The organism is Pandoraea aquatica (assembly GCF_902459565.1).
GTDB lineage: Bacteria > Pseudomonadota > Gammaproteobacteria > Burkholderiales > Burkholderiaceae > Pandoraea > Pandoraea aquatica.
This window is the reverse complement of record NZ_CABPSN010000001.1, coordinates 966,304-987,632: the sequence shown is the minus strand read 5'-3', so window position 1 is coordinate 987,632 and position 21,329 is coordinate 966,304. Positions and strand designations below refer to the sequence as shown.

Genomic DNA, 21,329 nt, shown 5'->3' with positions numbered 1-21,329 from the left:
GTCCGAGCAGGTGATGGATGTCTCTCGCGATGCCCGCATCCTATTCATCGGCATGTGGAATTTTTGCGACGACGCGGGAATCCACTCGGCCAACGAAAGACGCCTGAAGGCGGAAGTGTTCCCTGCCGACGATCTGACGACGACGGATGTTCGTCGAATGATCGATGAACTACTGCGTGTCGGATTGCTCGACGAGTACGAAGTGGCCGGTCAGCGATTCTGGATCGTCACCGGTTGGCACCACCAGAAGATCGACCAGCCGACGTTTAAACACCCCGGTCCGGACGGCACCGTGCCGTCCGGTACCCCGAGACGTCGGCAAGCCCGTATGAAAACGCAGCATTCGGCGAGTGATCGCGGAATCGACGGCGAGCGTTCGGATAGCGTTCGACGCGTGTTCGGCGAACACCCGGCGAATGCTCGTCGAGTGGGTGCCGAGCGTTCATCCCCGGAAGGGAGAGGAGAGGAACGGAATGGAATACCTAAGGGCAGCGGTGCTTCAGTCGTCGTAGGTCATGAAGAAACGTCTCACGACGATGACCTTACGTCGGACGGTTGTGTGCCGGTGAATGCTGCGCAGTGGGCAACGTACTTCGGCGATGAGCACGGTATCGGCATCGACCCGGCCAGTGCCCATGAGCGAAAGCGCTTCGTGCCACTCGCGACGGCCTGGTGCAACGCTCGTGTGTCGGTCGGCCGCATGCGGGCGGCTATTGCTGAGGCGCAGGACAAGGCGACTGAGGGCATCGTGTTTCTGCCCGCCTACGTCGACCGTGTACTCGCCAACCAAGGGATACCTCGTGCTTCGCCGCGAAGTGTCGACAACGCAGCCATTCTTTCCGGCCTCGCCGGTGACCCATTGGGATACGACGATGAATACAACGCCTGCATCCTCGACGTCGACGCGCACTTGGTCGCCTGACTGGCCACGCGACGCGGCACCCCAGCGACTTATCGAGCGTTTGTTCACGGTGCTTGGTCATCGCTACGGCGCCAGGCTTGCGGACATGTGGCGCGGCGGAGATCCGTCGAAGCCGGACACGGTCGCACGGCATGTTGATGGCGTTAAGCGACAGTGGGCGCTCGATCTTGCCGATCTGACGCCCGCCGAGTGGCAACGCGGTATCGAGGCTTTGCGTGATCGGCCGTATGTGCCGACATGCCCCGAATTCCGTTTGCTGTGCAGGCCGCGCGAACACGTCAACGAGTTGCTCGACATCGCCATCGCGCAGTTGCATCGCAGGGATTCCGATAGCACCGACGTTTGGCCCGACCCCGTGCTGTTCTGGGCAGCACAACGTGTCGGTGGGTACGACATGCGCACGCTCGGTCGCACTGAACTGACGAAGCGATTCGCGGTGGCTCTGGAGGCCGTGAGACAAGAAGGTATCGTGCCGCCGGTCCCACCGAAGGCGCTGGCGCTGTCGGCCCCCGGCAAGGCGACGACGGACAAGGTTTCGGCCAGGGCGATGCTTGCTGCGTTGCTGGCCGGTCGCCCGGGCCGCATGCGAGCGGCGCTGGGCAGTGAAACGGGAATGGACAATTTTTACGGGGAAACCGACCAATGAACGAAGCATTTCAGGACACTCGACAGGCGCTGCATGTGGCGTACCTCATCCTCTCGTTGCCGCCGCGTCAGAAAGCGACATTCCGAAGCATGCTCATCCAGGTCATGGAAGCCGTGGACAAACCGACGAAGGGGCAGGAAATGTGGCTGAACCAGTTGCGCGGCCCCCAACGCGAATTCGATCCGGATCGGCTGACGATGGAAGAATTTCGCGCGCAGTGCGCCATGATCACTGCGGCGGCGCGCACGCGTTTGCCGTCGCCCGAATACGCGGCAGTACTCGCGCGCTTCGCCCACGGCGACGAGAAGATTCAGGGCATCAGCGCGCTTGCCGTCTGGTCGCGCAAATCCAGCGGCATTACGGCGGTTGCGCTGCTGCGGGATCTCGCCGCGTGGAACTATCTCCCTCGTACCAGAAAGGAGGGGACGTCGATCCGCGAACTGGCCGAACGCCACAAAGTATCGAAGGACAAGGCGTTTCGGGCGGCCAAGTGGATGGCGACACACTTCACGGAGCTGGAAAACATGGCCGTCGCACGACTCGAAGTCAGTTTTGTGCGGCACGGTGTCGTCCCGCCGGTATGTGACGCTTCTTACGAGTTCTCGTCATTCATTGCGTAATAAGGACTACTAAAAAAAGTGCTTGCACTCTTGCGACAAAGCATCTAATATTTGCCCATACTCACCGCAATTGCATCCAAGGCCCGCTCAACGCGGGCCTTTTTTATTGGTGAATCGAAACAGACCACTCTCCGGGATAGCCCATGAATAACAGTTCGACAGGTGGATATCTGGCCCCGGTGCAGTCGACGCCGCCGATCGAAGATTCAGTGCTGGAGGATTTTCTTCGGACGATGATCGCGGGCGTGACTGGGCTGGACACTAATCTTGTTCTTTCGCTTCCACAGCCGCCGACGTCGACGCCTCCGGAATCCGGCGTCAACTGGTGCGGCTTCACCGTGACCGGCTTCCAGTCGGACGCAAACGCTGGCCTGTTGCACGTGCCTGCCGACGACGGCAGCGACGCCTACGTTCGGCACGAAGACATCGAGGTCAAGTGCCAGTTCTACGGGCGCAACGCCAGTCAATACGCCCGGACGTTGCGCGACGGACTTTATGTGCCGCAAAACCGCGAGCAGCTTCAGCTCAACGATTTCGGCCTTGTCGACACTTCAAGCATCGTTTCCACACCCAGTGTGGTCGACCAGCAAGTGCAGCGACGCTGCGATATCAGTATGTTTCTGCGCCGTAAGGTGACGCGGACCTATCGGGTGTTGAACCTCGCGTCGGTGCAGACTTCGGTGGCGAGCGAGCGCTAGGCCTGACAACCGAAACCTCGCGCACTTCCTTTGGGGGAGGCTTCCCCCGTAATTTTCCACTTCACTGTGCTGGCGAAGCGCGTAACCCGATTCGCGCCAGCCCGCCATTTTCGTTTCAAGCCCGCTTAGGCGGGCTTTTTTTATGGGGATCACAATGTCCAACGGATTGCCGGTTTCACGGCTGATCAACGTTACGATCAACATGTCGCCACTGGCGGCACAGGGTGCGAACTTGAACACCGCACTCCTGCTGGGTGCGTCGACCGTCATCGACGCCGGCGAACGCATGCGTACCTACGGTGCGATTGCAGACGTCGCGGCCGACTTTGGCACGACAGCACCTGAATACCGCGCCGCCGCGCTGTATTTCCAGCAGACGCCGCAGCCGTCCACGCTTTGCATTGGTCGATGGGCGAAAACGGCGGCCTCCGGCGTGCTTCGTGGCGGTGCGCTCTCGAGCACCCAGCAGGCGATGACGAACTGGACGTCGGTCACGAGCGGCGCTTTCAAGGTGAATGTCGACGGAACGGCGAAGACGGTCTCCGGTCTCGATTTCTCGGCGCAGACGAACCTGAACGGCGTTGCGACCGTGATCAACGGCTCGCTGACCGGCGCGACGTGCGCCTGGAACGGTTCGAAGTTCGTCATCACGTCGAACAGCACGGGCGCAACGTCGGCCGTTGGCTATGCCGAGGCGCCGGCGAGCGGCGTGGATATTTCGGCCCAACTGGGGCTGACATCGACGCTGGCGGGTGTGCCGGTGCAGGGCATCGCGGCCGAGTCGCCGACCGATGCCGTTGCGATCTTCCTCGATCGTTTCGCGAACCAGTTCCTGGGCCTCGCGTTCGCCGACACCGGTGTGACCGACGACCAGCACGTTGCGGTGGCCGCCTTGATCGAGGCCGACCAGAAGCATCTCTATGCTGCGACGACGCAAAATCCGCAGACGCTGGACACGACGGTCTCGTCCGATCTGGCGAGCCGGTTCAAGGCGGCGAAGTTCAAGTACAGCTTCACGCAGTATTCGAGCGCGACGCCTTACGCCGGTGTGTCGCTGTTCGGCCGACTCCTGACGGTGGACTTCAACGCGAACAACACCACGATCACGCTCATGTGGAAGCAGGAGCCCGGGATCGTGGCAGAGACGCTGTCGACGACGCAGGCCAACGCCTTGCAGGCGAAGAACTGCAACGTGTTCGTGAATTACTCGAACGACACGGCAATCGTGCAGACCGGCGTCACGCCGAGCGGCATCTTCATCGACTCGATCTACAACTCGATCTGGTTCCAGAGCCGTATCCAGACCGATGTGTACAACCTGCTTTACCAGAGCCCGACGAAGATCCCGCAGACGGACGCGGGCAACGCGCTGATCGCGACGGTCATCGAATCGGCATGCGCAGCTGCGGTGAACAACGGCTACCTGGCGCCCGGCGTGTGGAATTCGGGTGGGTTTGGTGCCCTGAAGCAGGGCGGCGCGCTCTCCAAGGGCTACTACGTGTACACGCCCTCGATCGCAATGCAGGCGCAGTCGGATCGTGAGGCTCGCAAGTCCGTGCCGTTCCAGATCGCTGCCAAGGAAGCCGGTGCGATCCATTCCGTTGACATTCTCGTCAACGTCAACCGATAACAGGAGCCAAATATGGCCACTTACAGCTTTCAAGACGTTCAAGCCGCCATCGTGGGTCCGGGTGCAGCCTTCTCGATTGGCGCGGGCTCGGCCAGCTCAGAGGAGGGTATCTCCATCGAAGCCGGCGGCGGCAAGAACACCATGACGGTGGGCGCCGACGGCGAAGTGATGCACTCGCTGCACGCCGACAAGTCCGGCACGATCAAGGTGACGTTGCTGAAGACCAGTCCGCTCAACGCACTGTTGCAGGCCGCGTTCGACGTGCAGTCACTTAGCAGCGCCCTGCACGGCAAGAACATCATTACGGTGTCCAACGCCGCTTCGAGCGACCTTCATGTTTGCCGCGACTGCGCGTTTTCCAAGAAGCCCAACGTGGTCTACGACAAGGCCGGGGCCAAGATGGAGTGGACGTTCGACGCGGGCAAGATCGATTCGATTCTGGGGGCTTACTGATGCCCTCCGACATCGAGATTCGCCAAGTCAAGTACCGCATCGGCAAGCTCTCGGCGATGAAGCAACTGCACGTGTCGCGCAAGATCGCGCCGCTGGTGCCGGCGCTTCTGCCGATCATGCTGGAACTGGCGTCCCCGAAAGGGGATACGCCGGTTCAGGCTGGCGCAGGCAACGTGACGCAAGCGGCCGGGAGCGATGGCAGCGCGCTGCTGTCGCAGCCCCGATTGCTTCAACCGTTCGCGGACGGTCTGGCCAGTCTTCCGGACGATCAGGCGGAGTACGTGATCGGCGAGTGTCTCGCCGTTGTGCAGCGCTTCCAGGGGAATGCCTGGTTTTCGATCTGGTCGCCCGCGGCAAAGCTGCCGATCTACGACGACATCGATCTGTCGATCATGATCGAGCTGTCCGTGAAGGTCATTGCGGATAGTCTCGGCCCTTTTATTGCCGGGTGGCTTACCAGCCCCGCGAGTCACCCACCGGCGATGGCGTAGCGTGGGCGCACCTGCCGGGCAGTGAAGATTGGTTGCTCGCGCCGGTACTCGCCGGCATGTGCAAGTACGAATCTTTGCTCGACGGCACGCTAAGCCTGCACGACATGGCCCTGATGAATGATGCCTTGGCTGTGCGCAACGACAACCGCGCACAAGCCGAGCGCATGAGGGAGAACGACAATGGCTGATGAGCCGACAGTCATCCGGGATTTTCTCGTCACCCTGGGATACAAGGTCGACGAGAGAAGCCTGAAGACATTCAAAGACGGCGTCGAGAGTGCGACCAAAGGTGCTGTCCGGATGGTGGCTGCGATCGAGGGCGCGGCCGTTGCATTGGGCGAAAACCTCGCTGCCTTTGCGTCGAAGATGGAAGGATTGTATTTCGTCTCACAGCGCAGTGGCGCGACGGTCGCCAACCTGAAAGCTCTCGAATTCTCGGCCAAAAATCTGGGTGTTTCGTCCGAGACGGCGCGCAACAGCGTTGAGGCGCTTGCACGCTTCATGCGCAGCAATCCCGCCGGTGAGAGCTATATCAAGCGTTTGGGTGTGCAGACACGCGATGCCAACGGGCAGTTGCTCGACACCGTGGACATTATGGCCAGTCTTGGTAGCGAGCTTGCCAAGAAGCCAGCCAAGGTCGCCAGTGAGTACGGTAGTGCTCTCGGTATCGACGCAGGGCTGATGTCGGCGATGCGTGAGGACGAGTTTGCACAGTCCATGCAGCAATATCGCAATTTGAGCGCGCAGACGGACTTCGACGGGGCATCGCGAGACTCGCACCGCTTCATGCTTTCTCTGCGAGAGCTCGACGCAGTCTGGGAAGGTTTCGTCACGCGGCTTGAGGGCAGTTTGATTCAGCGCCTTGGGCCAAAGCTCGATGAGTTTCAAGACTGGTTCCAACGCAACGGGCCACTTATCGAGAAGCGTGTCGGCGATGTTGCGATGGCGGTCATTGGTGCAGGTGAGGCAATCGCGCCGATAGTGGGCGGGCTATTCGACCTGTTCGTCGATCTCGACAAGTCGACTGATGGCTGGTCGACGAAAATTCTCGGTGGTGTGTTTGTCCTTCGCGCACTCGGTGCCTTTCAGTTGGTCGGGGGTGTCTTCAAGATGGCCGAGGCGATTTTCGCCGTGGGTCGCGCCGCAGCGACAATAGGCGGCCTTGCGGGGGCCGGTGGTGTCGGTGGTGCTGCTGCCGGTGGTGCAGTCGCTGCCGTCGGCGGGCGGGCTGCCGGATTGCTGAGTCGATTCGCGCCGCTGGCGCGTATCGGAGGCGCGCTCGGCTTGCTGTTTCACAGTGAGGGGCTGAATCAAGGCGAGGCGGAAGATCTCGCACGCCGACGAAAACTCGGCATGACCGTCTCGAACCCTAACGGAACGACGTCGAATGTGTTGCCGCCCGGTGTTTCGCCGCGAGGCCCTCACAACATCACCTCGGGCAACGTCCGCTTCGGACAGGGGGAGGTGGGGAAGGTCGCAGACGATTTTGCCGACTTCGTGATGTCCGACGACAGCCTGCGTGCCAAAGGGGATTTGCTGCGCGGTCAAGCGCGTCGTGGCCTGAGCGCCGTACGTGGTGCCATCAGCCGGGCACCGCTGGCCGGGAACGAGGCCGGTGCGTATGTCGGCGCAATGGCGAAGCGTCTCGGCGTTGGCGACGACCCGGCGATTAATTTCGGCGATCCCAATGTCATTGCCGGTCTGACGAGGGAAATCAATGGCCCCGAAAACGGACGCAACCCGTTCGTGCCGGACACCATTCTCGGGACTGCCGGTGGTGGCTCGCGTCAAACGATCATCACGCAGAACAATCAGACCAGCATCAACGTATCCGGTGGCGATCCGCAGGCGACAGGGCGCGCGGTGCGCGACGAGCAAGCTGGCGTCAATCGAGAACTCACTCGCAATCTGCAAGGTGCACTGTTATGAACATCCTCGAATTCTTCGATGTCATGACGATCATTCCCAAGTCGCTTGACGAGATCCGGATCGGCGTCACCATCGAAGAGACGTACACCGACGACTTGATGTTCACTCAGTTCCCGGTGGAAAAGGGCGCGCCGATCACGGATCACGCGTACAAGAGTCCGCCGAAGGTGGTGATCAAATGCGGGTGGTCGAACGCCGATTATGCGGCGCTGAAGGCATCGGGCGCGGTCTCCCAATTCCCTCAGGGATCGACAACGCAGTCGGGTTACATCGATACCGTTTACTCGCAGCTTCTAGCGCTGCAAGCCAGCCGGAGGCCATTCCGTGCGGTGACGTCGCGCCGGAATTACGACGCGATGTTGCTGACCAGCCTGAGTGTGACTCACAACGACAAGACGAGCGAAGCACTGATGCTCACGGCAACGTTGCAGCAGCTCCGCATTGTGGAGACGCGGGCGACAACACTGCCGCCTCGCGACGATCAGGCCGACCCGTCTCGCACCGCCGAGACGCAGAACGTTGGGTCGAAGCAGGCAACTCCGGCAACGCCGGCACCGGGCGGTTCAGTCGCCCCGCAATGACATGGCCAATTTCTACGAAATCCCGTTCTCGCCAACCCCCCAGGCATTTCGCGTCACGTTGTCGGGCGTCGAGTACACGCTGACTGTGCAGTATCGAGCGGCGGATAACGCCGGATGGATGCTGGACATCGCGGACGCGAATGGTGCGCCGATCCTCGGTGGTCTGCCGCTCGTGACCGGAACGGATCTGCTGGCGCCTTATGCCTACCTCGGGCTAGGCGGACGTCTCTGGGTGCAGGGTGCGGGTCATCCGGACAACACACCAACGTTCGATGATCTGGGTGTTGGTTCGCATGTTTTCTGGGTGACGGACTGATGACCGACCAATATCTCCGAAAGGCGTCCCTCATCATCGGCGAGAAGGCCGGCGATGCCCTCGACCTGTCCGACCTGCGCTTCGCATTCGATGTGAAGCGCGGGGATAGTCAAACGCCGAACAGCGCGCACATTCGCGTCTTCAACATGAGCCCGGACACGATGACGCGCGTGCAGAAGGAGTTCAAGCGCGTCGTGATTCAGGCGGGCTATAAGGGCAATTACGGGCTGATCTTCGACGGGACCGTGGTGCAGACACGACGCGGCCGTGAGAGTGCGCTCGACACGAAGCTGGAAATCACCGCAGCCGATGGCGATGCCGCTTACAACTTTGCCGTCGTCAATACGACCCTGGCTGCGGGATCGACCGCACAGGATCATTTCGACGCGGTCGCGAAGTCGATGGTGCGGTATGGCGTGGGCGTGGGGTACACGGCCGGATTACAGTCGAACCCGTTGCCTCGTGGTAAGGCGATTTTCGGCATGGCCCGCAATTTCATGCGAGGGGTTGCGCGGGCCACGCAGACGACCTGGAGCATTCAGGACGGTCAGATCGTGGTCATCCCCGAAACCAGTTACATGCCTGGCACGATCCCGGTGATCAATGCGGATACCGGCATGCTCGGGATGCCGACGCAAACGCAGAATGGCATCTCCGTGAAGGTACTGCTCAACCCGAACATCAAGATCGGCACGCTCGTTCAGCTCGATAACGCAGCGATTCAGTTGAGCGAGCAGAGTCTTGCCCGTTCGGGTGCCAAGCCGGACGCCAAACCCTCCGGCGAGGGCGTTCAGAAAAGCCGTCTTGTTTCGAACGAGCTGTATTACGTCGCCGTTGCCGAACACCATGGTGATACGCAGGGCGACAACTGGTACACAGAACTGACGTGTCTCGCGGCCGATCCCACGGTCATCCGGTCATCGGCGTTGCTCAATCGCCCGATGTTCAGCGCTGTGGAACCCGCTCCGAACGCGGTCAAAAGTCACGGTTAGCAAACTCGCCGTACCGGATTTGCTCACCGAGTGTCCGGCACGTCGGGCCAACTAGTTTCTTTCCCCGAGTTTCCCCATGAATCGACAAGAGCGCGTTGGCGACCCCAACGAGATGCTGCTGCTCGCGATGCGCGGCGCGCTGTCCGAGGTATGGACTGCGCTTCCGGGCGTTATTCAGTCGTTCGACGCTGTCGCGATGACCTGCACCGTGCAGCCCGCGATCCAGGTGCGGGCGCGTGGCCCGGACGGCACTGAGAGTTCGCTCTCACTGCCCCTGCTGGTCGACTGTCCCGTCCAGTTCCCTGCGGGCGGCAATTGCACGCTGACATTTCCCGTCACCCCGGGCGACGAATGCCTGATTGTCTTTGGCTCACGCTGTATCGATGGCTGGTGGCAGTCGAGCGGCGTGCAAGCGCAGGCGGAGCCGCGTATGCATGACCTTTCCGACGGTTTTGTGCTGTTGGGCACGCGATCGCGTCCGCGAGCGCTCTCGGGCGTTAGCACTGCGTCGGCGCAACTGCGCAGCGACGATGGCGCAACCTTCATCGATCTGAATCCGGTAACGAAAAAAGTCAGCATCGTTGCCCCCGGCGGGCTCGATGTCGTTACGCCATTGGCCACGTTCTCGAAGGCCGTCACGATTGGCGGCCTGCTGACGTTCATCGGTGGCATGGTCGGAAGCGCCACGAGTGGTGCTGCGGCCGTGTTTAACGGCGTGCTGAATGTTATTGGCCAGATCACGGCTAACGGCAAGCGTGTCGACGACACACATACACACAACAACGTGCAACCCGGTTCGGGTAATTCCGGCACGGTGAACTGACCATGAGATATCGAAAACTCGACGCTGACGGCGATTACGTCCTCGGCGGGGCCGCCGCATTCCTGGCGAATTCGCCGGAAGCGGTGGCGCAAGCTGTCGCGACTCGCCTGCGACTGATCCGTGGCGAGTGGTTCCTCGACACCACGGTCGGCATGCCTTGGGACAAAGTGCTCGGCAAGCACACTCAGGGTGCGGCAGACAGCGCCATACGGACGTGCATTCTCGGCACGCAGGGCGTCGTCGAGATCACCGACTATGCCAGCCGCCTGGCGCCCGACACCCGGGCAATGACAGTGACCGCAACGATCACCACGATCTACGGCACAACGACGATACAGGAAACGCTGTGACCATCACGACAACCGCTCCCACCATCGATGCCACCGGCATTCACGCGCCGACCTACGCCGACGTGCTGGACTTCCTTCAGACCCAGTTTCGCGCGATTTATGGTCAGGATGCCTACCTTGAACCGGACAGTCAGGATGGCCAGTTCCTTGCTGTCATCGCTTCCGCGATCAACGACGGCAACAGTGTCAGCCTTGCCATTTACAACAGCTTCAGTCCGGCGACGGCGCAGGATGCTGCCTTGTCGAGCAATGTGAGAATCAACGGCATTGCCCGGCACGTGGCGTCGTACTCGACCAGTGACGTGTTGCTCGTCGGTCAGGCGGGCACGACGATCACCGACGGACTGGTGCAGGATGCCAACCAGATTAGCTGGGCCCTCCCGGCGACCGTGACCCTTCCGCCGTCGGGGCAGATGACGGTGACGGTGACGTGCACGAAGATTGGTGCAGTCGGCGCGCCCGCCGGTACCATCACCAGAATCGTGACGCCCACGCGCGGCTGGCAGACGGTGACGAACCTGACGTCCGCAACGACAGGGGCACCCGTCGAGTCGGACGCTGCGCTGCGTGCTCGTCAAAAGACGTCGACCGCGATTCCGTCGCTGACGGTGTTCGAGGGGACGATCGGTGCCGTGGCCAATGTGCAGGGTGTGACGCGATGCGCCGGTTATGAGAACGACACCAATGCCACTGACGCGAACACGTTGCCGCCGCACACCATCTCGTTGGTTGTAGAGGGGGGCGACGCGATGGCTATCGCGAATGCGATCGCTGCGAAGAAGGGGCCGGGCGGAGGCACATACGGGACGACAGCCGTCAGCGTCAACGACGTGTACGGGCGTCCAATCGTCATCCGGTTCTATCGGCCCGTGCCCCAGGCGATGACAGCGGTGGTGCAGTTCAACGCCCTTGCCGGGTTCACTACGGCCATCGGTCAGTCGGTTCAGCAGGCCATCTCGGACTACATCAACGCTGTGGCGATTGGCGGCGGCACGCCCGGCGTCGTCGAGTGGGACGCGTGCATTGCGGCCGCCAAGAGCGTGCCGGGGGCGACCACGTTCAAGATCAAATCCCTCACGTTGAGCGGCCCGACTGGGGCTGGCTCCCCGGACGTGCCACTTGCGTTCAATCAGGCCGCAACGTGCACGCCTGCCAGCATCACTTTGACACCGGTTTGATATGGCTGACATTACCGATTACACCGGAAAGATCACGTCTGAGCATGCGGACAAGCCGCGCTATGCGGCGATGGTTCGTGCAGTCACGCAGTGCTTTGTCGACGTGAAGAATGCGCTCTCAAGCCTGCCCGCACGTTTTGATCTGGACCGCGCTGTAGGGAAGCAGCTCGACGACGTGGGGCTGTGGGTGGGTGTGTCCCGCCACATCCGTGCACCGTTGTCCGGGGTGTACTTCTCGTTCGATATGGCGGGGCTAGGCTTCGATCAAGGGGTATGGAGAGGTCCGTTCGATCCGGACACAGGGTTGACGACGCTGGATGACGAGACCTGCCGGCTTCTCATCCGAGCGCGTATCGGCGCGAACCATTGGGATGGAACGCTGGCGGGATCGAAGGCGATTCTCGGCCAGATTTTCAACACCGGCACCCACGTGTTTATTCAGGACAATCAGGACATGTCGATCACGGTCGGCATTTCCGGCAAGATTCCTTCGGCCCTTTTTCTCGCGCTGCTGTCAGGCGGGTATATCCCGATCAAGCCGCAGTCCGTTCGGATTAACTTCTACATCGTCACGTCAGTCAACGACTCGCCGATTTTCGGGTTCGACGTGTCGAACGAGTATGTCGCCGGTTTTGACGTCGGCGCGTGGGCAACACCGCTCTGATTCACTTCTCAGTTCCATCAGCCGCCTTCGGGCGGCTTTTTTTATGGGTAAGACATGACCACAAACGATTTCCTGGCTTTCGCTAGCGGTGCCTCGGCGAATGTACTTTCACAAGCGGACTACGCAGCGCTGAGCGCGCTTCTGGCGTCAGGCTTTCAGGCGGGAACGGCCCAGTCCGCGCAGGTGAACAAGGTCTGGCGGCAGTCCAGCATCATGGCGGCCGTTCTGGCGCAACTGATCGTCGACACGACAGGGCAGAACGCAGTCGACGACGGCACGACGGCCACGCTTCTTGCGAATCTGAAAGCGGCCGTTAGCGCTCGATCCGTCGGCGTCGCAGGGGCCAGTCGTAACGCGGCAATGACGATCACGACTGTTGCTTCGAGCGCGACATTCACAGCCGACGAGGTTGTTGTCTCGTCCGCGCTTGGTGGTCTCAAATACTGCCTGTCTGGTGTCAGTGCGTCGATCAATCTCGCCACTACTGGCGCGGGGGGCATGGACACGGGCACTGCGCCGGCAACCGGCTTCGTGGCGTTGTATCTCATTTACAACCCTGCTACCGGTGCGAAAGCGATGCTCGGTTGGAATGTGACGGGCACCCCTACTGAAATCTATCCCGGGGCAAACATGCCGACGGGATACACGGCTTCGTCGCTGCGCGGGATTTTCCTGACCAACGCCTCCAGGCAGTTCACCCCTTGCATTTTGCGCGACCGAGACATTTCGTTTGCCGCGGTCAATGTGCTTTCGACCACGACAAATCAGTCCACCTTTACGAGTTTTCCTGTTGGGGCTGTTGTCGCACCGGGGGCGGTCGCCGTGAACGTCGTTTCGTCGATTTCAAATGGAACGGCAAACATCACGATGGAACTCGATGTTGCGTCAGATGCGTTGGGAAGCGCGTTGCTTGTCTGCGACGGCCTTCTCCCGGTTGTCGGCACGGGGCGCACAGCAAACGGCTGGGTGCCGATTGTCGCTACCCAGACACTTTATAGCCGCCGGGTGTCTGGCGGAGGATCGCCGACGTACTCAGTCGGGGTAATTGGCTATCGATTCTGAGGTGACTATGGAACGGATTTACGTGCAATTTTTTGACCAAACCGAAGAGGAGGTCGTTGCGCTTCTTGGGGGTGTCGGTGATCCAGAGGTGTACCGGCACCAGGGCGTTGTTCAAAGCAATGATCCGCGGTACGACGCGTTTCTCGACAAAATCGATGCTTACGCCCGCTCGCGGCTGTGGATGATCCAACCAGCCGGGCCAGACGCAGCGCCCTGATGCGCCATGCTGGCTACGGTCAACGAGAAAACACACTCGTCTCGCCGCCTGCCGCATCTACGCGCGCGGGCGGCGTCATTCTTTCGTAAGCGGGGAATTATCGATGGACGACCACAAGACTACCTGGACGATTCTGGGTCTTTTGGTATTGGGCGCTGTGATGGGCGTAGGGAAGCTGCTCGTCAGCGATGAGATTTTGACGTGGCGGCTGATTGTCGGCCGCGCGATTTTGGGCGCAGGTGCTTCGATGATCGCGGGCGTCGCACTCATCCAGATACCGGACATTCCGCCGCTGGCGCTGCTTGGCATTGGCAGTGTGCTTGGTACGGTCGGCGCGCAGTTCATCGAATTGCAGCTGAAGCGTCGCGCAGGATCGTTTCGAAGCGGGAAGGGATGAGCGATGGTCATGAAGTTCTCATACTCGTTGGGCAGACCGGCGTCGCGCTTGAACAAGGGGAGGGGACATGGCTCGGATTGACTTGGTCATGGCAAGTGATCAGAACGTGTGCGCGTTCCTCGACATGCTGGCGTGGTCCGAATTCACATCACGCATCGCAGGTTCGGACGACGGCTACAACGTGATCGTCGGCGGTGGGACGTTCACCAGCTACGCGGACCATCCGAGGAAATCGGTGTGGATCTCGCGCTTCAATGTGTGGTCGACGGCGGCTGGGCGGTATCAGTTGCTCTCGCGCTATTACGACGTGTACAAGCGGCAATTGGGCCTGCCGGATTTCTCGCCCGTGAGTCAGGACAAGATCGCGATACAGCAGATTTGCGAGCGCGGTGCGCTGCCCGACATCATGGCGGGAAGGATCGAGTCGGCGATTTCGAAGTGCAGAAACATCTGGGCCAGTTTGCCCGGCGCGGGTTACGGTCAGATGGAGCACGCGCTCGCGCCGTTGCTTCAACAGTATGTGAAGGCCGGAGGTTCAATGTGATGTGGTTCGATCCTCGCCTGTGGGGCGGGCTATTGCTCGCCATCGTGCTGGCTGCTGGCGGTGGCTATTGGAAGGGGCGCCATGACGCCGGTCAGTCGGCAACGGTTGCTTTGCAAGCCAAGCGGATCGGCGACCTCACCGCTGCCAACAACCTCTATCGCCAGACGACGCAAACGCTGGCTGGGATATCGATCGATGCAAAAAGATCTGCCGATGCCGCGAATGCTGCCGCTCGTACTTCTGATCTCGTCGCTGACGGGCTGCGCAAGCAACTCGGCCAGTACGTCGTTGCCGCACGACGTTCCTCCGCTGCCAGCGGAAGCGCGCCAACCGATGGAGGAGAAGATCCCCTCGATATGCTCTCAGGGCTGCTCAATCGGACTGACGAAGCTGCGGGAGCGCTCGCTAAATTCGCTGACGATGCCCACATCGCAGGACTTGCCTGTGAGCGGAGCTACGATGCGTTGACGAAAAAAGATAATTAAAGTGATCAAAACAACTAAAAAGATAGTTGTTGTTATCTTTTTAGTGCGTGGTTTTGAGTACTCAACTGGACACTCAGCCGCCGATCAATGAAAGCGCGTAGTCAAAAACCATCGAGTTCACTTTGAGTACGCCGACGAGGGCACCGGCACCGACGGCGCACTTTGCACCAAGATAAGTGAGGGCTGCGAGGGGCATGATCAATCTCCGGATTTCAGTGAGTGCTTGAGGAAAGATGCTTTCGACGTGTTGCCAGAATAGCGAGCCTCGAACTCACGGTCATCTGAGATAAATCGCAGTTCACCGGTGCAGATTTCCGTGTCTGCTAAGCCGTCGCATGCTCGTCGAGCGCTGGTACGCGGCCGTGCTGAAAGAGGACCTTGGGCGCGTACATCGCGCCCGTTTCGGGATCGAATAGAACTTCGTAGGCGGCAACTCCAGCGTGCCTCTCGCGCATCGAGTGCGCTACACGAACCGCCCCGACGTCGGTACCGGCTGATCGGACTTCGGCGGGCAGCAAATTACCGTCCGGCCCTTTACGGAAAGGGACGACGATGAATTTCATGTCAGATCGATTTCGCATGGCTTGATTGATTCCGAGATGTGTTTGATAAATGCTGTATAAAAAAACAGTATACCGGCGCGACGTAAGTTGTCAGTCCAAAAGTGCTAGCGCGGCACTGGCGAAATCTTCGTCGTGGTCCCGGAACTTAAGGTAACCGACACCCTGGTCGGTTTTATTTTGTAAGTACTACTAAATTAGGAAAGAATATGACGACGGCTTATGTAGCTTCCAATCAACTGCCGATGGCAGCGCTCCCGACGCTCAGCGGCATCTTCCAGCGTTTCCCGGCAACTGCCACCAATACTGGCGACGCCACTTATTCGCCGGATGGCCTCGAGGTATCGCCAATTTATGGCCTGGGCGGTCAGCCGCTTCAGGGCAACGAAATCATCGCTGGCGGCAACGTGACGCTCGTGTCCTATATTGGAGCGCTGCTGAACTCGGGGAACCTGTGTTGGGTTCTGCTCGATTGCACGGGGGGCGCGCAGCAGGTCGCGCAGGCCACGCAGAGCCAGCACGCGATCCAACTCGGCCAGGCAAACGCAATGTTCGCGCCGCTGAGCAATTCGGTGGGCGTTGTCGGCCAGTCTCGCAATGCGAGCTTGTCGGTTACCACCGCTTCGGCAACGGCGACTTTCACTGCGACGGAACTGATCGTGGAAGCCGCGCTCGGTAGCTCGGCACGATATGCCTTGGCGAACGTCAGTGCAGCTATCAATCTGACGTCGACTGGCGCCGGTGGCATGGATGCGGGCAGCCCGCCGGTGACGGGCTTCGTTGGCGTATATGCCATCTTCAACCCGACCACGAAGAACGTGGCGCTGCTCGGCGTTGATGCGACGTCGGCGACTGTGCCTGAGGTGTACGGTGGCTCGAACATGCCACAGGGCTACACCGCATCGGCGCTCGTTGGCGTGTTGCCGGTCGCCTCGTCAAAGTTCGCGGTTTGCCAATTGGTCGACCGGCGCGTGACGGTGGTCCCGGGGGCTATCTTCAACACGTCCACCGTCAGCGAGACCTTCGCCGCGTTCAGCGTGGCGTCGGCCGTGCCTCGCAATGCGAAGAAGTCGACGCTGGGTCTCGGTATCGTCAATACGGTGGCTAACGCGAACATGTCTTTGTTCGTGGCGTCGGCGGCGTCGCAGCTCGGCGTGGCACAGAGTTCGAACACCTGTGTGACGCCGGGATTCGGACATGTGGTGTATGACGAACTGCCCTTCGTGACGCCGCAGACGCTCTACTTTGCCAGCCGTAGCTTCGTCGGTACGCCGACGTTCACAGTCTACGTGCAGGACTACACGGTCTAAAGCGTTGTGCTTGCCCCCTCGCTTTCGTACGGCGAAGGGGGCAGGGGGCGGTCTGACGCGGTTCGAGCGAATAGCCCTGACGCTGCAACACGCGCGCAAGCGCCTCTTCTCGCAGCAGCGACGGACTTTGCCACGGATGTGCCCCGGAAACGACCTCGCGGAACGTGTCGGGGTACAGGCCGTACCACGCCTTGGCGACTGACGCCCAGTCGACATCCACACCGTTCACGCGATTGAATGTCTTGCCGTTGTCCAGAATCGTCGACCAATAGTCGGTGCATGTGCCATAAACGTCGAAGACCAGTGCTTTGACGCCAAGGCGATTCGGCGGCGGCCCATCTTTCAGACACGGCGATAGTCGCGCTTGTTTGGCAATCGTCTAGTATTGAGCTGTACGAATCAACGAGCTAACCCAAACGAAAAAACCCGCACAGCCAAAGACTGTGCGGGTTTTTCAATTCTGGTCGGGGCGAGAGGATTTGAACCTCCGACCACCTGCACCCCATGCGGGGCCGCACTCGCCGGAAAACCCCATGTCCCTTGGGTTTGCGTGAGAACCGCCTAAAACTTGCTCAGTTTTTGCGCGCCGAAAAGGCCCGTGTCGTATAGCCTTCCAGACATGTATTAGGCGGATTCCCAGGGCAATTTGACGTCCATTCGGGATGTCTCCGGTATCGCCTCTTTGATGTAAATTTCACTTGTCTTCCCGCTGGTGTGGGCGAGACGGCGTTGAATCTCTGTCCGCTGGCTCCCGGCCTTCGCCGCGTCGGTCGCCCCCAAGGCTCGAAGGTCCCGGAATAGGATGTCATCAACGATCTTCGCGCGTGTGCGAGCGCGAACCCATGCCGAGTTCAGGCCCGATTTCGTGTAAGGCGTCTTGTCGCGCGTTGGAAAAAGGTATGGGCTGATCATCTTCCTTGTCCGCTTGATGGCCCTCGCACGGTCAATGACGCGCTGAATCGCGGGAGTCATCGCGATGTCAAGCACCTTGCCACTCGTTTTCGCCGTTTTTGACGGCTTGAAGCGAATCACCCCAGCGGTGTCGTCGATCTGGCTTTCCTTGAGCGTTCTAATGTCGACGCCGCGCTGCCAGCACAGGTAGGCCATGTCCATGATGCATTGAAACGTCGGGCCTGACTCAGTTGGTAGTCCGTCGTCACCCATGAGGGCAGCAGTACGGATGGCGCCAAACTGCTCGTGCGTTGGCAGCTTCTCGCGCCGTTTGGTCTCGTAGTCGGATAGGTCCAACTGATCGCACGGATTGTCATCTCGAAGCCCCATCTCGCTGATCGCATAGCGGAACATCTTGCGAAGTACGTTGGCGTACTTCTGGGCGGTGTTGGGTTTGTCGGCGAAGTTCGCCCGAAGAAAGTCAGCGCAGGTCTTGGTCTTCACCTGCGCGACGGTGAACGCGGAGAAGGCGGCACTGACTGTGTCGGCCATGCGACCATAGTCCTTCTGCACCTCGGCAGAGTATCTACCCAGCTTGTTCGCCTTCCACTCGGCACACAGGTAAGGCATCGTGCCCGTGATCAACTTCTGCTCGCCCAGCAGCTCGCCTAGCTTCGTGAGCATTACCGACTCGCCGTCGGACTCTGCGCAAAGCCTTATCCATCGCTGCACCTTGCCGGTCCACGGGTTGCGCGTCGGTTGAGGCGCGAAAAAATAGTAAGCACCGTGATTAAGCAGCACGCGGCGGGGCAGTCCGCGCGAAGTCTTCCTACGACGGTTCATTTTGCGCGCCTTATCGGTTGCAGTTGAGGCTCGTTTGCCGGGGGGGTAGGCGTCAGGGGAGCGCCCATCGGGTAGAGGCAGTGCATGCGAAGCACCAGCACTGAATTATCGGGGCGGCGGCGTGCCGGGATGCCGAGTGACGCCAGAACGTCGATCTGCTTTGCCGCGCGGCGGTAGCCGGTGATTCGCGCGATTTCTTCGCCAGTCAGTTCCAATGGCTGTTCCAGTACGGCTGCCATGTCTTAACTCCATCATCGATCGCGGTCACCCGCGCTTCAAAATGCAAACGGGGACGCGCGAACAAGGGCGTCCCCGCTATCCAGTCTTCGCTAGGTCGTGCGTCGTCGGCGGCGCTATTCCTAGATTCCCCAATCTCTCGCGGTGACCCGCAGAATTTCGTTCGTACTATCATGGTTGCTCGGCCACTCTTGGAAGCCGCCCACACCATGCCCTCCCTCAACTTCGTGTATCGCGGATGCACCGTCGACATTCAGATCGGCGAGCGCGCAACCCTGTGGGACGTCACCATCGAGGTGACACCCTTTGACGGCGTCGAGCTTATCGAGCCTTTTGGCGCCAGAAAGCTCAAGCTGGCGAAGGTCGAGGAACTGGATGTCATCCAGGCGGCGCTGATCGAGGAGGTTCAGTTGGCGATCGATCATCGGCTGGTCGGTTGCTGATATATTCGAAGCGAATTCGGGTAATACCTAGAAAGCAATATTTCCCTCTGAGGGCGCATACTGATGATTCCATCGACATACGTTCTTACGATCTCCGCGAACATTGCTGCGGGATACTTCATCTGGTCAGTGCGTGCTTTGGACGGCATGCTTCGTGGGTTCGGCCCGGAGGTTGAGGGGCGCGCGTTCTTCACAAAGGAAGAAGCGACGGCAGATGGCCGTCGTTTCATCGAGAACGAGCTTTGCCCGCCCGCGCAGGCCTTTCGACCAGAAATCCAGACCGTCTTTCGCGAAATCCGATGAGCGGACAGTTCGGCCGTGGCCGGGTGGGTGGTCATGCGGCAATCCCGGCACGTCGCTCTTTCGTCGTCCAGACGGCCAGCTCCGGGACGTTCGCGCGCACCAGCGTTGCCGCCATCGGCGGGCTGACGCTGTTTCCGCACATCCGCACCTGTGCATGCTTCGCCAGTCGCTTACCGTTGAACACCGGCGCAATGACGTAGGTGGCCGGGAAACCCTGCGCCGCGTACAACTCGTGCGGTTCGAGCATGCGCATGCCGATGTCGGCGATTTGATACCGCTCGCCGGCCACCGTCACAAGGCCCAGACGGTCCTTGGTCGGGATGGTGTGCATCGGATCGCGACAGCTTTGATCTTGGCCGCCTTTGCTGTAGTACTTCACGAGGAACGCGCGCACCGCGCCCACATGGCCGCCACCGGCTGTGAGTGTCGGCATTGGATCGCGCGCGTCCTGGCCGAACTGGTTGTTGCGCAACTTGACCAGGTGCGATGACACGAGCGCGTGATGATCGGTGGTTGTGATCGTGCTGGCAGGATCGGCCAGGGCCACGCCGGGGCCGTCGTAGTTACCGCCGTAATGCTTGGCGAGGAACGCCGATACGAGCGCGTGCTTCGCGCCGCCGGCGACTACGGTACCGAGCGGCTTATCTAGGCCCGGTGCGCGCGGCGCTTGGCCGGGGCGTTCGCCGTAGCCCGTCTGCACGAGCGTGGCCGACGCAAGGGCGAAGTGTCCTCCCTTCACCTCGGCGCACTGGGTACGCAGCGGCTCATTTGCCGGCCACGAGCGTTGCGTCGACGCGTTGGCGCACTCGGTGAGCACCGGCGCGACGATTCCATACCCATGCTTTGCCGTGATGGTCTGAAGTGGCTCGCCTAGCGGCTGCCCACGGAAGTAGTCGTCTCCGTGATTCACCTTCACGATGAACGGATCGGCTGCGTCGATGACATAGCGGCGGATGCCGCGCGCAATGCGTCGCTGCGTGGCGTCCGCGAGCGGCTTGGTGCGCTCAAAGATGGACGGGCAGGGGATTGACCAGTCGATGCACTCGGCCGCCGTGCGCCACGGTTTGCGCAGACTGTTGAGCACCGCCGCGCTATCCGGAGCGCCATGGGTAGGCTCGGGCCACACGACAGGCTTGCCGTCGCAGCGGGCGATTAGGAACAGGCGTTTGCGGATCGTGGGCGCGCCATAGTCGCACGCGCGCAGCTCGCGATGTTCGACGCGGTAGCCCATGGCTTCGAGCTGGCGCACGAATGAGCGGAAGGTGTCGCCCTTGCGGCGCGGGCACGGTGATCCATCGGCAAGCACCGGTCCCCACGTGCGGAATTCTTCGACGTTCTCCAGCATGATGACGCGCGGGCGCACGAGAGCCGCCCAGCGCATCGCAACCCATGCCAAGCCTCGGATCTTCTTGTCGCGGGGCTTGCCACCTTTGGCCTTACTGAAATGCTTGCAGTCGGGCGAGAACCACGCGAGGCCCACCGGTCGACCCTGGGTCAGCGCGAGCGGGTCGACGTCCCACACCGATTCGCAGTGATGCTCAGTCTGCGGGTGGTTCATCGCGTGCATCGCGACGGCCTCGGGATCATGGTTGATTGCGTGGTCGACGTGGCGCCCGAGTGCAAGCTCGATGCCGCAGCTTGCACCGCCGCCGCCCGCGAAGTTGTCGATGATCAACTCGTCGGAAATGTCGAGAAGGAACTGATCGCGAATCATGTTAGAGTCCGAGCAAATAATGAGGTTGAA

Annotated in this window: 29 protein-coding genes; 24 read left to right on the top strand and 5 right to left on the bottom strand. The window is 60.7% G+C overall.

Annotated elements, in window-relative coordinates:
• Positions 1-13: 13 nt before the first annotated feature.
• The 21 genes from PAQ31011_RS04240 to PAQ31011_RS04140 all read left to right on the top strand — a co-directional run bounded on the left by PAQ31011_RS04240 (position 14) and on the right by PAQ31011_RS04140 (position 14,998).
• On the top strand, positions 14-922 hold the full coding sequence (locus PAQ31011_RS04240) for a hypothetical protein (protein ID WP_150574610.1): 909 nt from the start codon (positions 14-16) through the stop codon (positions 920-922).
• Positions 873-1,568 (top strand): hypothetical protein, encoded by a 696-nt coding sequence (locus PAQ31011_RS04235; RefSeq protein ID WP_150574609.1) that lies wholly within the window; start codon positions 873-875, stop codon positions 1,566-1,568. The genes PAQ31011_RS04240 and PAQ31011_RS04235 overlap by 50 nt, the downstream gene beginning before the upstream one ends.
• The gene (locus PAQ31011_RS04230) at positions 1,565-2,188 is read left to right on the top strand and encodes a hypothetical protein (protein WP_150574608.1); all 624 of its coding nucleotides are present in this window, start codon (positions 1,565-1,567) and stop codon (positions 2,186-2,188) included. The genes PAQ31011_RS04235 and PAQ31011_RS04230 overlap by 4 nt, the downstream gene beginning before the upstream one ends.
• Before the next feature lie 143 nt (positions 2,189-2,331).
• Positions 2,332-2,886 (top strand): phage neck terminator protein, encoded by a 555-nt coding sequence (locus PAQ31011_RS04225; RefSeq protein WP_150574607.1) that lies wholly within the window; start codon positions 2,332-2,334, stop codon positions 2,884-2,886.
• Between the two features lie 154 nt (positions 2,887-3,040).
• The gene (locus PAQ31011_RS04220; RefSeq protein WP_150574606.1) at positions 3,041-4,516 is read left to right on the top strand and encodes a DUF3383 domain-containing protein; all 1,476 of its coding nucleotides are present in this window, start codon (positions 3,041-3,043) and stop codon (positions 4,514-4,516) included.
• 12 nt (positions 4,517-4,528) lie between these two features.
• The gene (locus PAQ31011_RS04215; protein WP_150574605.1) at positions 4,529-4,969 is read left to right on the top strand and encodes a phage structural protein; all 441 of its coding nucleotides are present in this window, start codon (positions 4,529-4,531) and stop codon (positions 4,967-4,969) included.
• Positions 4,969-5,460 (top strand): phage tail assembly chaperone, encoded by a 492-nt coding sequence (locus tag PAQ31011_RS04210; protein WP_150574604.1) that lies wholly within the window; start codon positions 4,969-4,971, stop codon positions 5,458-5,460. The genes PAQ31011_RS04215 and PAQ31011_RS04210 overlap by 1 nt, the downstream gene beginning before the upstream one ends.
• A gap of 32 nt (positions 5,461-5,492) precedes the next feature.
• Positions 5,493-5,648 (top strand): DUF6889 family protein, encoded by a 156-nt coding sequence (locus PAQ31011_RS04205; RefSeq protein ID WP_174989813.1) that lies wholly within the window; start codon positions 5,493-5,495, stop codon positions 5,646-5,648.
• Positions 5,641-7,389, top strand: a complete 1,749-nt coding sequence (locus tag PAQ31011_RS04200; RefSeq protein ID WP_150574602.1) for a phage tail tape measure protein — start codon at positions 5,641-5,643, stop codon at positions 7,387-7,389. Before PAQ31011_RS04205 ends, PAQ31011_RS04200 begins: the two co-directional genes overlap by 8 nt.
• Positions 7,386-7,970: a phage baseplate protein gene (locus PAQ31011_RS04195; protein WP_150574601.1), complete on the top strand. Its 585-nt coding sequence runs from the start codon at positions 7,386-7,388 to the stop codon at positions 7,968-7,970. Before PAQ31011_RS04200 ends, PAQ31011_RS04195 begins: the two co-directional genes overlap by 4 nt.
• A gap of 1 nt (position 7,971) precedes the next feature.
• Positions 7,972-8,286 (top strand): phage baseplate plug family protein, encoded by a 315-nt coding sequence (locus PAQ31011_RS04190; RefSeq protein ID WP_150574600.1) that lies wholly within the window; start codon positions 7,972-7,974, stop codon positions 8,284-8,286.
• Positions 8,286-9,278 carry a phage protein gene (locus PAQ31011_RS04185; RefSeq protein ID WP_150574599.1) on the top strand — a complete coding sequence of 331 codons (993 nt, stop codon included), beginning with the start codon at positions 8,286-8,288 and terminating at the stop codon, positions 9,276-9,278. The genes PAQ31011_RS04190 and PAQ31011_RS04185 overlap by 1 nt, the downstream gene beginning before the upstream one ends.
• A 76-nt stretch (positions 9,279-9,354) precedes the next feature.
• Complete coding sequence (locus tag PAQ31011_RS04180; RefSeq protein ID WP_150574598.1) at positions 9,355-10,101, top strand: Gp138 family membrane-puncturing spike protein; 747 nt, start codon at positions 9,355-9,357, stop codon at positions 10,099-10,101.
• 2 nt (positions 10,102-10,103) lie between these two features.
• Entirely contained in the window at positions 10,104-10,451 is a 348-nt protein-coding gene (locus PAQ31011_RS04175) for a contractile injection system sheath initiator (RefSeq protein WP_150574597.1), read from the top strand.
• A complete protein-coding gene (locus tag PAQ31011_RS04170) occupies positions 10,448-11,629 on the top strand; it encodes a baseplate J/gp47 family protein (protein ID WP_150574596.1) in 1,182 nt (393 codons plus the stop codon). The genes PAQ31011_RS04175 and PAQ31011_RS04170 overlap by 4 nt, the downstream gene beginning before the upstream one ends.
• 1 nt (position 11,630) lies before the next feature.
• Positions 11,631-12,293 (top strand): DUF2612 domain-containing protein, encoded by a 663-nt coding sequence (locus PAQ31011_RS04165; RefSeq protein ID WP_150574595.1) that lies wholly within the window; start codon positions 11,631-11,633, stop codon positions 12,291-12,293.
• Positions 12,294-12,347: 54 nt separating this feature from the next.
• On the top strand, positions 12,348-13,355 hold the full coding sequence (locus PAQ31011_RS04160) for a hypothetical protein (protein WP_150574594.1): 1,008 nt from the start codon (positions 12,348-12,350) through the stop codon (positions 13,353-13,355).
• A 7-nt stretch (positions 13,356-13,362) separates the two neighbouring features.
• Entirely contained in the window at positions 13,363-13,572 is a 210-nt protein-coding gene (locus PAQ31011_RS04155) for a hypothetical protein (protein WP_150574593.1), read from the top strand.
• Between the two features lie 103 nt (positions 13,573-13,675).
• Entirely contained in the window at positions 13,676-13,969 is a 294-nt protein-coding gene (locus PAQ31011_RS04150) for a phage holin family protein (RefSeq protein WP_150574592.1), read from the top strand.
• A gap of 67 nt (positions 13,970-14,036) precedes the next feature.
• Positions 14,037-14,513 (top strand): glycoside hydrolase family 24 protein, encoded by a 477-nt coding sequence (locus PAQ31011_RS04145; RefSeq protein ID WP_150574591.1) that lies wholly within the window; start codon positions 14,037-14,039, stop codon positions 14,511-14,513.
• Complete coding sequence (locus PAQ31011_RS04140) at positions 14,513-14,998, top strand: DUF2514 family protein (protein WP_150574590.1); 486 nt, start codon at positions 14,513-14,515, stop codon at positions 14,996-14,998. Before PAQ31011_RS04145 ends, PAQ31011_RS04140 begins: the two co-directional genes overlap by 1 nt.
• A gap of 73 nt (positions 14,999-15,071) precedes the next feature.
• Here PAQ31011_RS04140 and PAQ31011_RS26880 read toward each other — a convergent pair whose 3' ends face one another.
• Positions 15,072-15,194, bottom strand: a complete 123-nt coding sequence (locus tag PAQ31011_RS26880) for a hypothetical protein (protein ID WP_281349966.1) — start codon at positions 15,192-15,194, stop codon at positions 15,072-15,074.
• Positions 15,195-15,321: 127 nt separating this feature from the next.
• Positions 15,322-15,561: a hypothetical protein gene (locus PAQ31011_RS04135; protein ID WP_246179328.1), complete on the bottom strand. Its 240-nt coding sequence runs from the start codon at positions 15,559-15,561 to the stop codon at positions 15,322-15,324.
• 206 nt (positions 15,562-15,767) lie between these two features.
• On the opposite strand from PAQ31011_RS04135, the gene PAQ31011_RS04130 reads away from it, so the two are divergent.
• Positions 15,768-16,868, top strand: coding sequence for a hypothetical protein (locus PAQ31011_RS04130; RefSeq protein ID WP_150574588.1), 1,101 nt, complete (start codon positions 15,768-15,770; stop codon positions 16,866-16,868).
• Between the two features lie 624 nt (positions 16,869-17,492).
• On the opposite strand, the gene PAQ31011_RS04125 is transcribed toward PAQ31011_RS04130, so the two are convergent.
• Complete coding sequence (locus tag PAQ31011_RS04125) at positions 17,493-18,602, bottom strand: tyrosine-type recombinase/integrase (RefSeq protein ID WP_150574587.1); 1,110 nt, start codon at positions 18,600-18,602, stop codon at positions 17,493-17,495.
• Positions 18,599-18,841 (bottom strand): DUF4224 domain-containing protein, encoded by a 243-nt coding sequence (locus PAQ31011_RS04120; protein ID WP_150574586.1) that lies wholly within the window; start codon positions 18,839-18,841, stop codon positions 18,599-18,601. The genes PAQ31011_RS04125 and PAQ31011_RS04120 overlap by 4 nt, the downstream gene beginning before the upstream one ends.
• A 207-nt stretch (positions 18,842-19,048) precedes the next feature.
• On the opposite strand from PAQ31011_RS04120, the gene PAQ31011_RS04115 reads away from it, so the two are divergent.
• Both PAQ31011_RS04115 and PAQ31011_RS04110 read left to right on the top strand, forming a co-directional pair.
• Positions 19,049-19,282 (top strand): hypothetical protein, encoded by a 234-nt coding sequence (locus PAQ31011_RS04115; RefSeq protein WP_150574585.1) that lies wholly within the window; start codon positions 19,049-19,051, stop codon positions 19,280-19,282.
• A 63-nt stretch (positions 19,283-19,345) separates the two neighbouring features.
• Positions 19,346-19,585, top strand: coding sequence for a hypothetical protein (locus tag PAQ31011_RS04110; RefSeq protein ID WP_150574584.1), 240 nt, complete (start codon positions 19,346-19,348; stop codon positions 19,583-19,585).
• A 31-nt stretch (positions 19,586-19,616) separates the two neighbouring features.
• Here the strand turns inward: PAQ31011_RS04110 and PAQ31011_RS04105 are convergent, their stop codons facing one another.
• Positions 19,617-21,299, bottom strand: coding sequence for a DNA cytosine methyltransferase (locus PAQ31011_RS04105; protein ID WP_150574583.1), 1,683 nt, complete (start codon positions 21,297-21,299; stop codon positions 19,617-19,619).
• Positions 21,300-21,329 lie beyond the last annotated feature (30 nt).

Bases quoted from the DNA above. Each gene is read 5' to 3' on its own strand.
- PAQ31011_RS04240 (WP_150574610.1), top strand. From the start codon at position 14: ATGGATGTCTCTCGCGATGCCCGCATCCTATTCATCGGCATGTGGAAT.
- PAQ31011_RS04235 (WP_150574609.1), top strand. From the start codon at position 873: ATGAATACAACGCCTGCATCCTCGACGTCGACGCGCACTTGGTCGCCT.
- PAQ31011_RS04230 (WP_150574608.1), top strand. From the start codon at position 1,565: ATGAACGAAGCATTTCAGGACACTCGACAGGCGCTGCATGTGGCGTAC.
- PAQ31011_RS04225 (WP_150574607.1), top strand. From the start codon at position 2,332: ATGAATAACAGTTCGACAGGTGGATATCTGGCCCCGGTGCAGTCGACG.
- PAQ31011_RS04220 (WP_150574606.1), top strand. From the start codon at position 3,041: ATGTCCAACGGATTGCCGGTTTCACGGCTGATCAACGTTACGATCAAC.
- PAQ31011_RS04215 (WP_150574605.1), top strand. From the start codon at position 4,529: ATGGCCACTTACAGCTTTCAAGACGTTCAAGCCGCCATCGTGGGTCCG.
- PAQ31011_RS04210 (WP_150574604.1), top strand. From the start codon at position 4,969: ATGCCCTCCGACATCGAGATTCGCCAAGTCAAGTACCGCATCGGCAAG.
- PAQ31011_RS04200 (WP_150574602.1), top strand. From the start codon at position 5,641: ATGGCTGATGAGCCGACAGTCATCCGGGATTTTCTCGTCACCCTGGGA.
- PAQ31011_RS04195 (WP_150574601.1), top strand. From the start codon at position 7,386: ATGAACATCCTCGAATTCTTCGATGTCATGACGATCATTCCCAAGTCG.
- PAQ31011_RS04190 (WP_150574600.1), top strand. From the start codon at position 7,972: ATGGCCAATTTCTACGAAATCCCGTTCTCGCCAACCCCCCAGGCATTT.
- PAQ31011_RS04185 (WP_150574599.1), top strand. From the start codon at position 8,286: ATGACCGACCAATATCTCCGAAAGGCGTCCCTCATCATCGGCGAGAAG.
- PAQ31011_RS04180 (WP_150574598.1), top strand. From the start codon at position 9,355: ATGAATCGACAAGAGCGCGTTGGCGACCCCAACGAGATGCTGCTGCTC.
- PAQ31011_RS04175 (WP_150574597.1), top strand. From the start codon at position 10,104: ATGAGATATCGAAAACTCGACGCTGACGGCGATTACGTCCTCGGCGGG.
- PAQ31011_RS04165 (WP_150574595.1), top strand. From the start codon at position 11,631: ATGGCTGACATTACCGATTACACCGGAAAGATCACGTCTGAGCATGCG.
- PAQ31011_RS04160 (WP_150574594.1), top strand. From the start codon at position 12,348: ATGACCACAAACGATTTCCTGGCTTTCGCTAGCGGTGCCTCGGCGAAT.
- PAQ31011_RS04155 (WP_150574593.1), top strand. From the start codon at position 13,363: ATGGAACGGATTTACGTGCAATTTTTTGACCAAACCGAAGAGGAGGTC.
- PAQ31011_RS04150 (WP_150574592.1), top strand. From the start codon at position 13,676: ATGGACGACCACAAGACTACCTGGACGATTCTGGGTCTTTTGGTATTG.
- PAQ31011_RS04145 (WP_150574591.1), top strand. From the start codon at position 14,037: ATGGCTCGGATTGACTTGGTCATGGCAAGTGATCAGAACGTGTGCGCG.
- PAQ31011_RS04140 (WP_150574590.1), top strand. From the start codon at position 14,513: ATGTGGTTCGATCCTCGCCTGTGGGGCGGGCTATTGCTCGCCATCGTG.
- PAQ31011_RS26880 (WP_281349966.1), bottom strand. From the start codon at position 15,194: ATGCCCCTCGCAGCCCTCACTTATCTTGGTGCAAAGTGCGCCGTCGGT.
- PAQ31011_RS04135 (WP_246179328.1), bottom strand. From the start codon at position 15,561: ATGAAATTCATCGTCGTCCCTTTCCGTAAAGGGCCGGACGGTAATTTG.
- PAQ31011_RS04130 (WP_150574588.1), top strand. From the start codon at position 15,768: ATGACGACGGCTTATGTAGCTTCCAATCAACTGCCGATGGCAGCGCTC.
- PAQ31011_RS04125 (WP_150574587.1), bottom strand. From the start codon at position 18,602: ATGAACCGTCGTAGGAAGACTTCGCGCGGACTGCCCCGCCGCGTGCTG.
- PAQ31011_RS04120 (WP_150574586.1), bottom strand. From the start codon at position 18,841: ATGGCAGCCGTACTGGAACAGCCATTGGAACTGACTGGCGAAGAAATC.
- PAQ31011_RS04115 (WP_150574585.1), top strand. From the start codon at position 19,049: ATGCCCTCCCTCAACTTCGTGTATCGCGGATGCACCGTCGACATTCAG.
- PAQ31011_RS04110 (WP_150574584.1), top strand. From the start codon at position 19,346: ATGATTCCATCGACATACGTTCTTACGATCTCCGCGAACATTGCTGCG.
- PAQ31011_RS04105 (WP_150574583.1), bottom strand. From the start codon at position 21,299: ATGATTCGCGATCAGTTCCTTCTCGACATTTCCGACGAGTTGATCATC.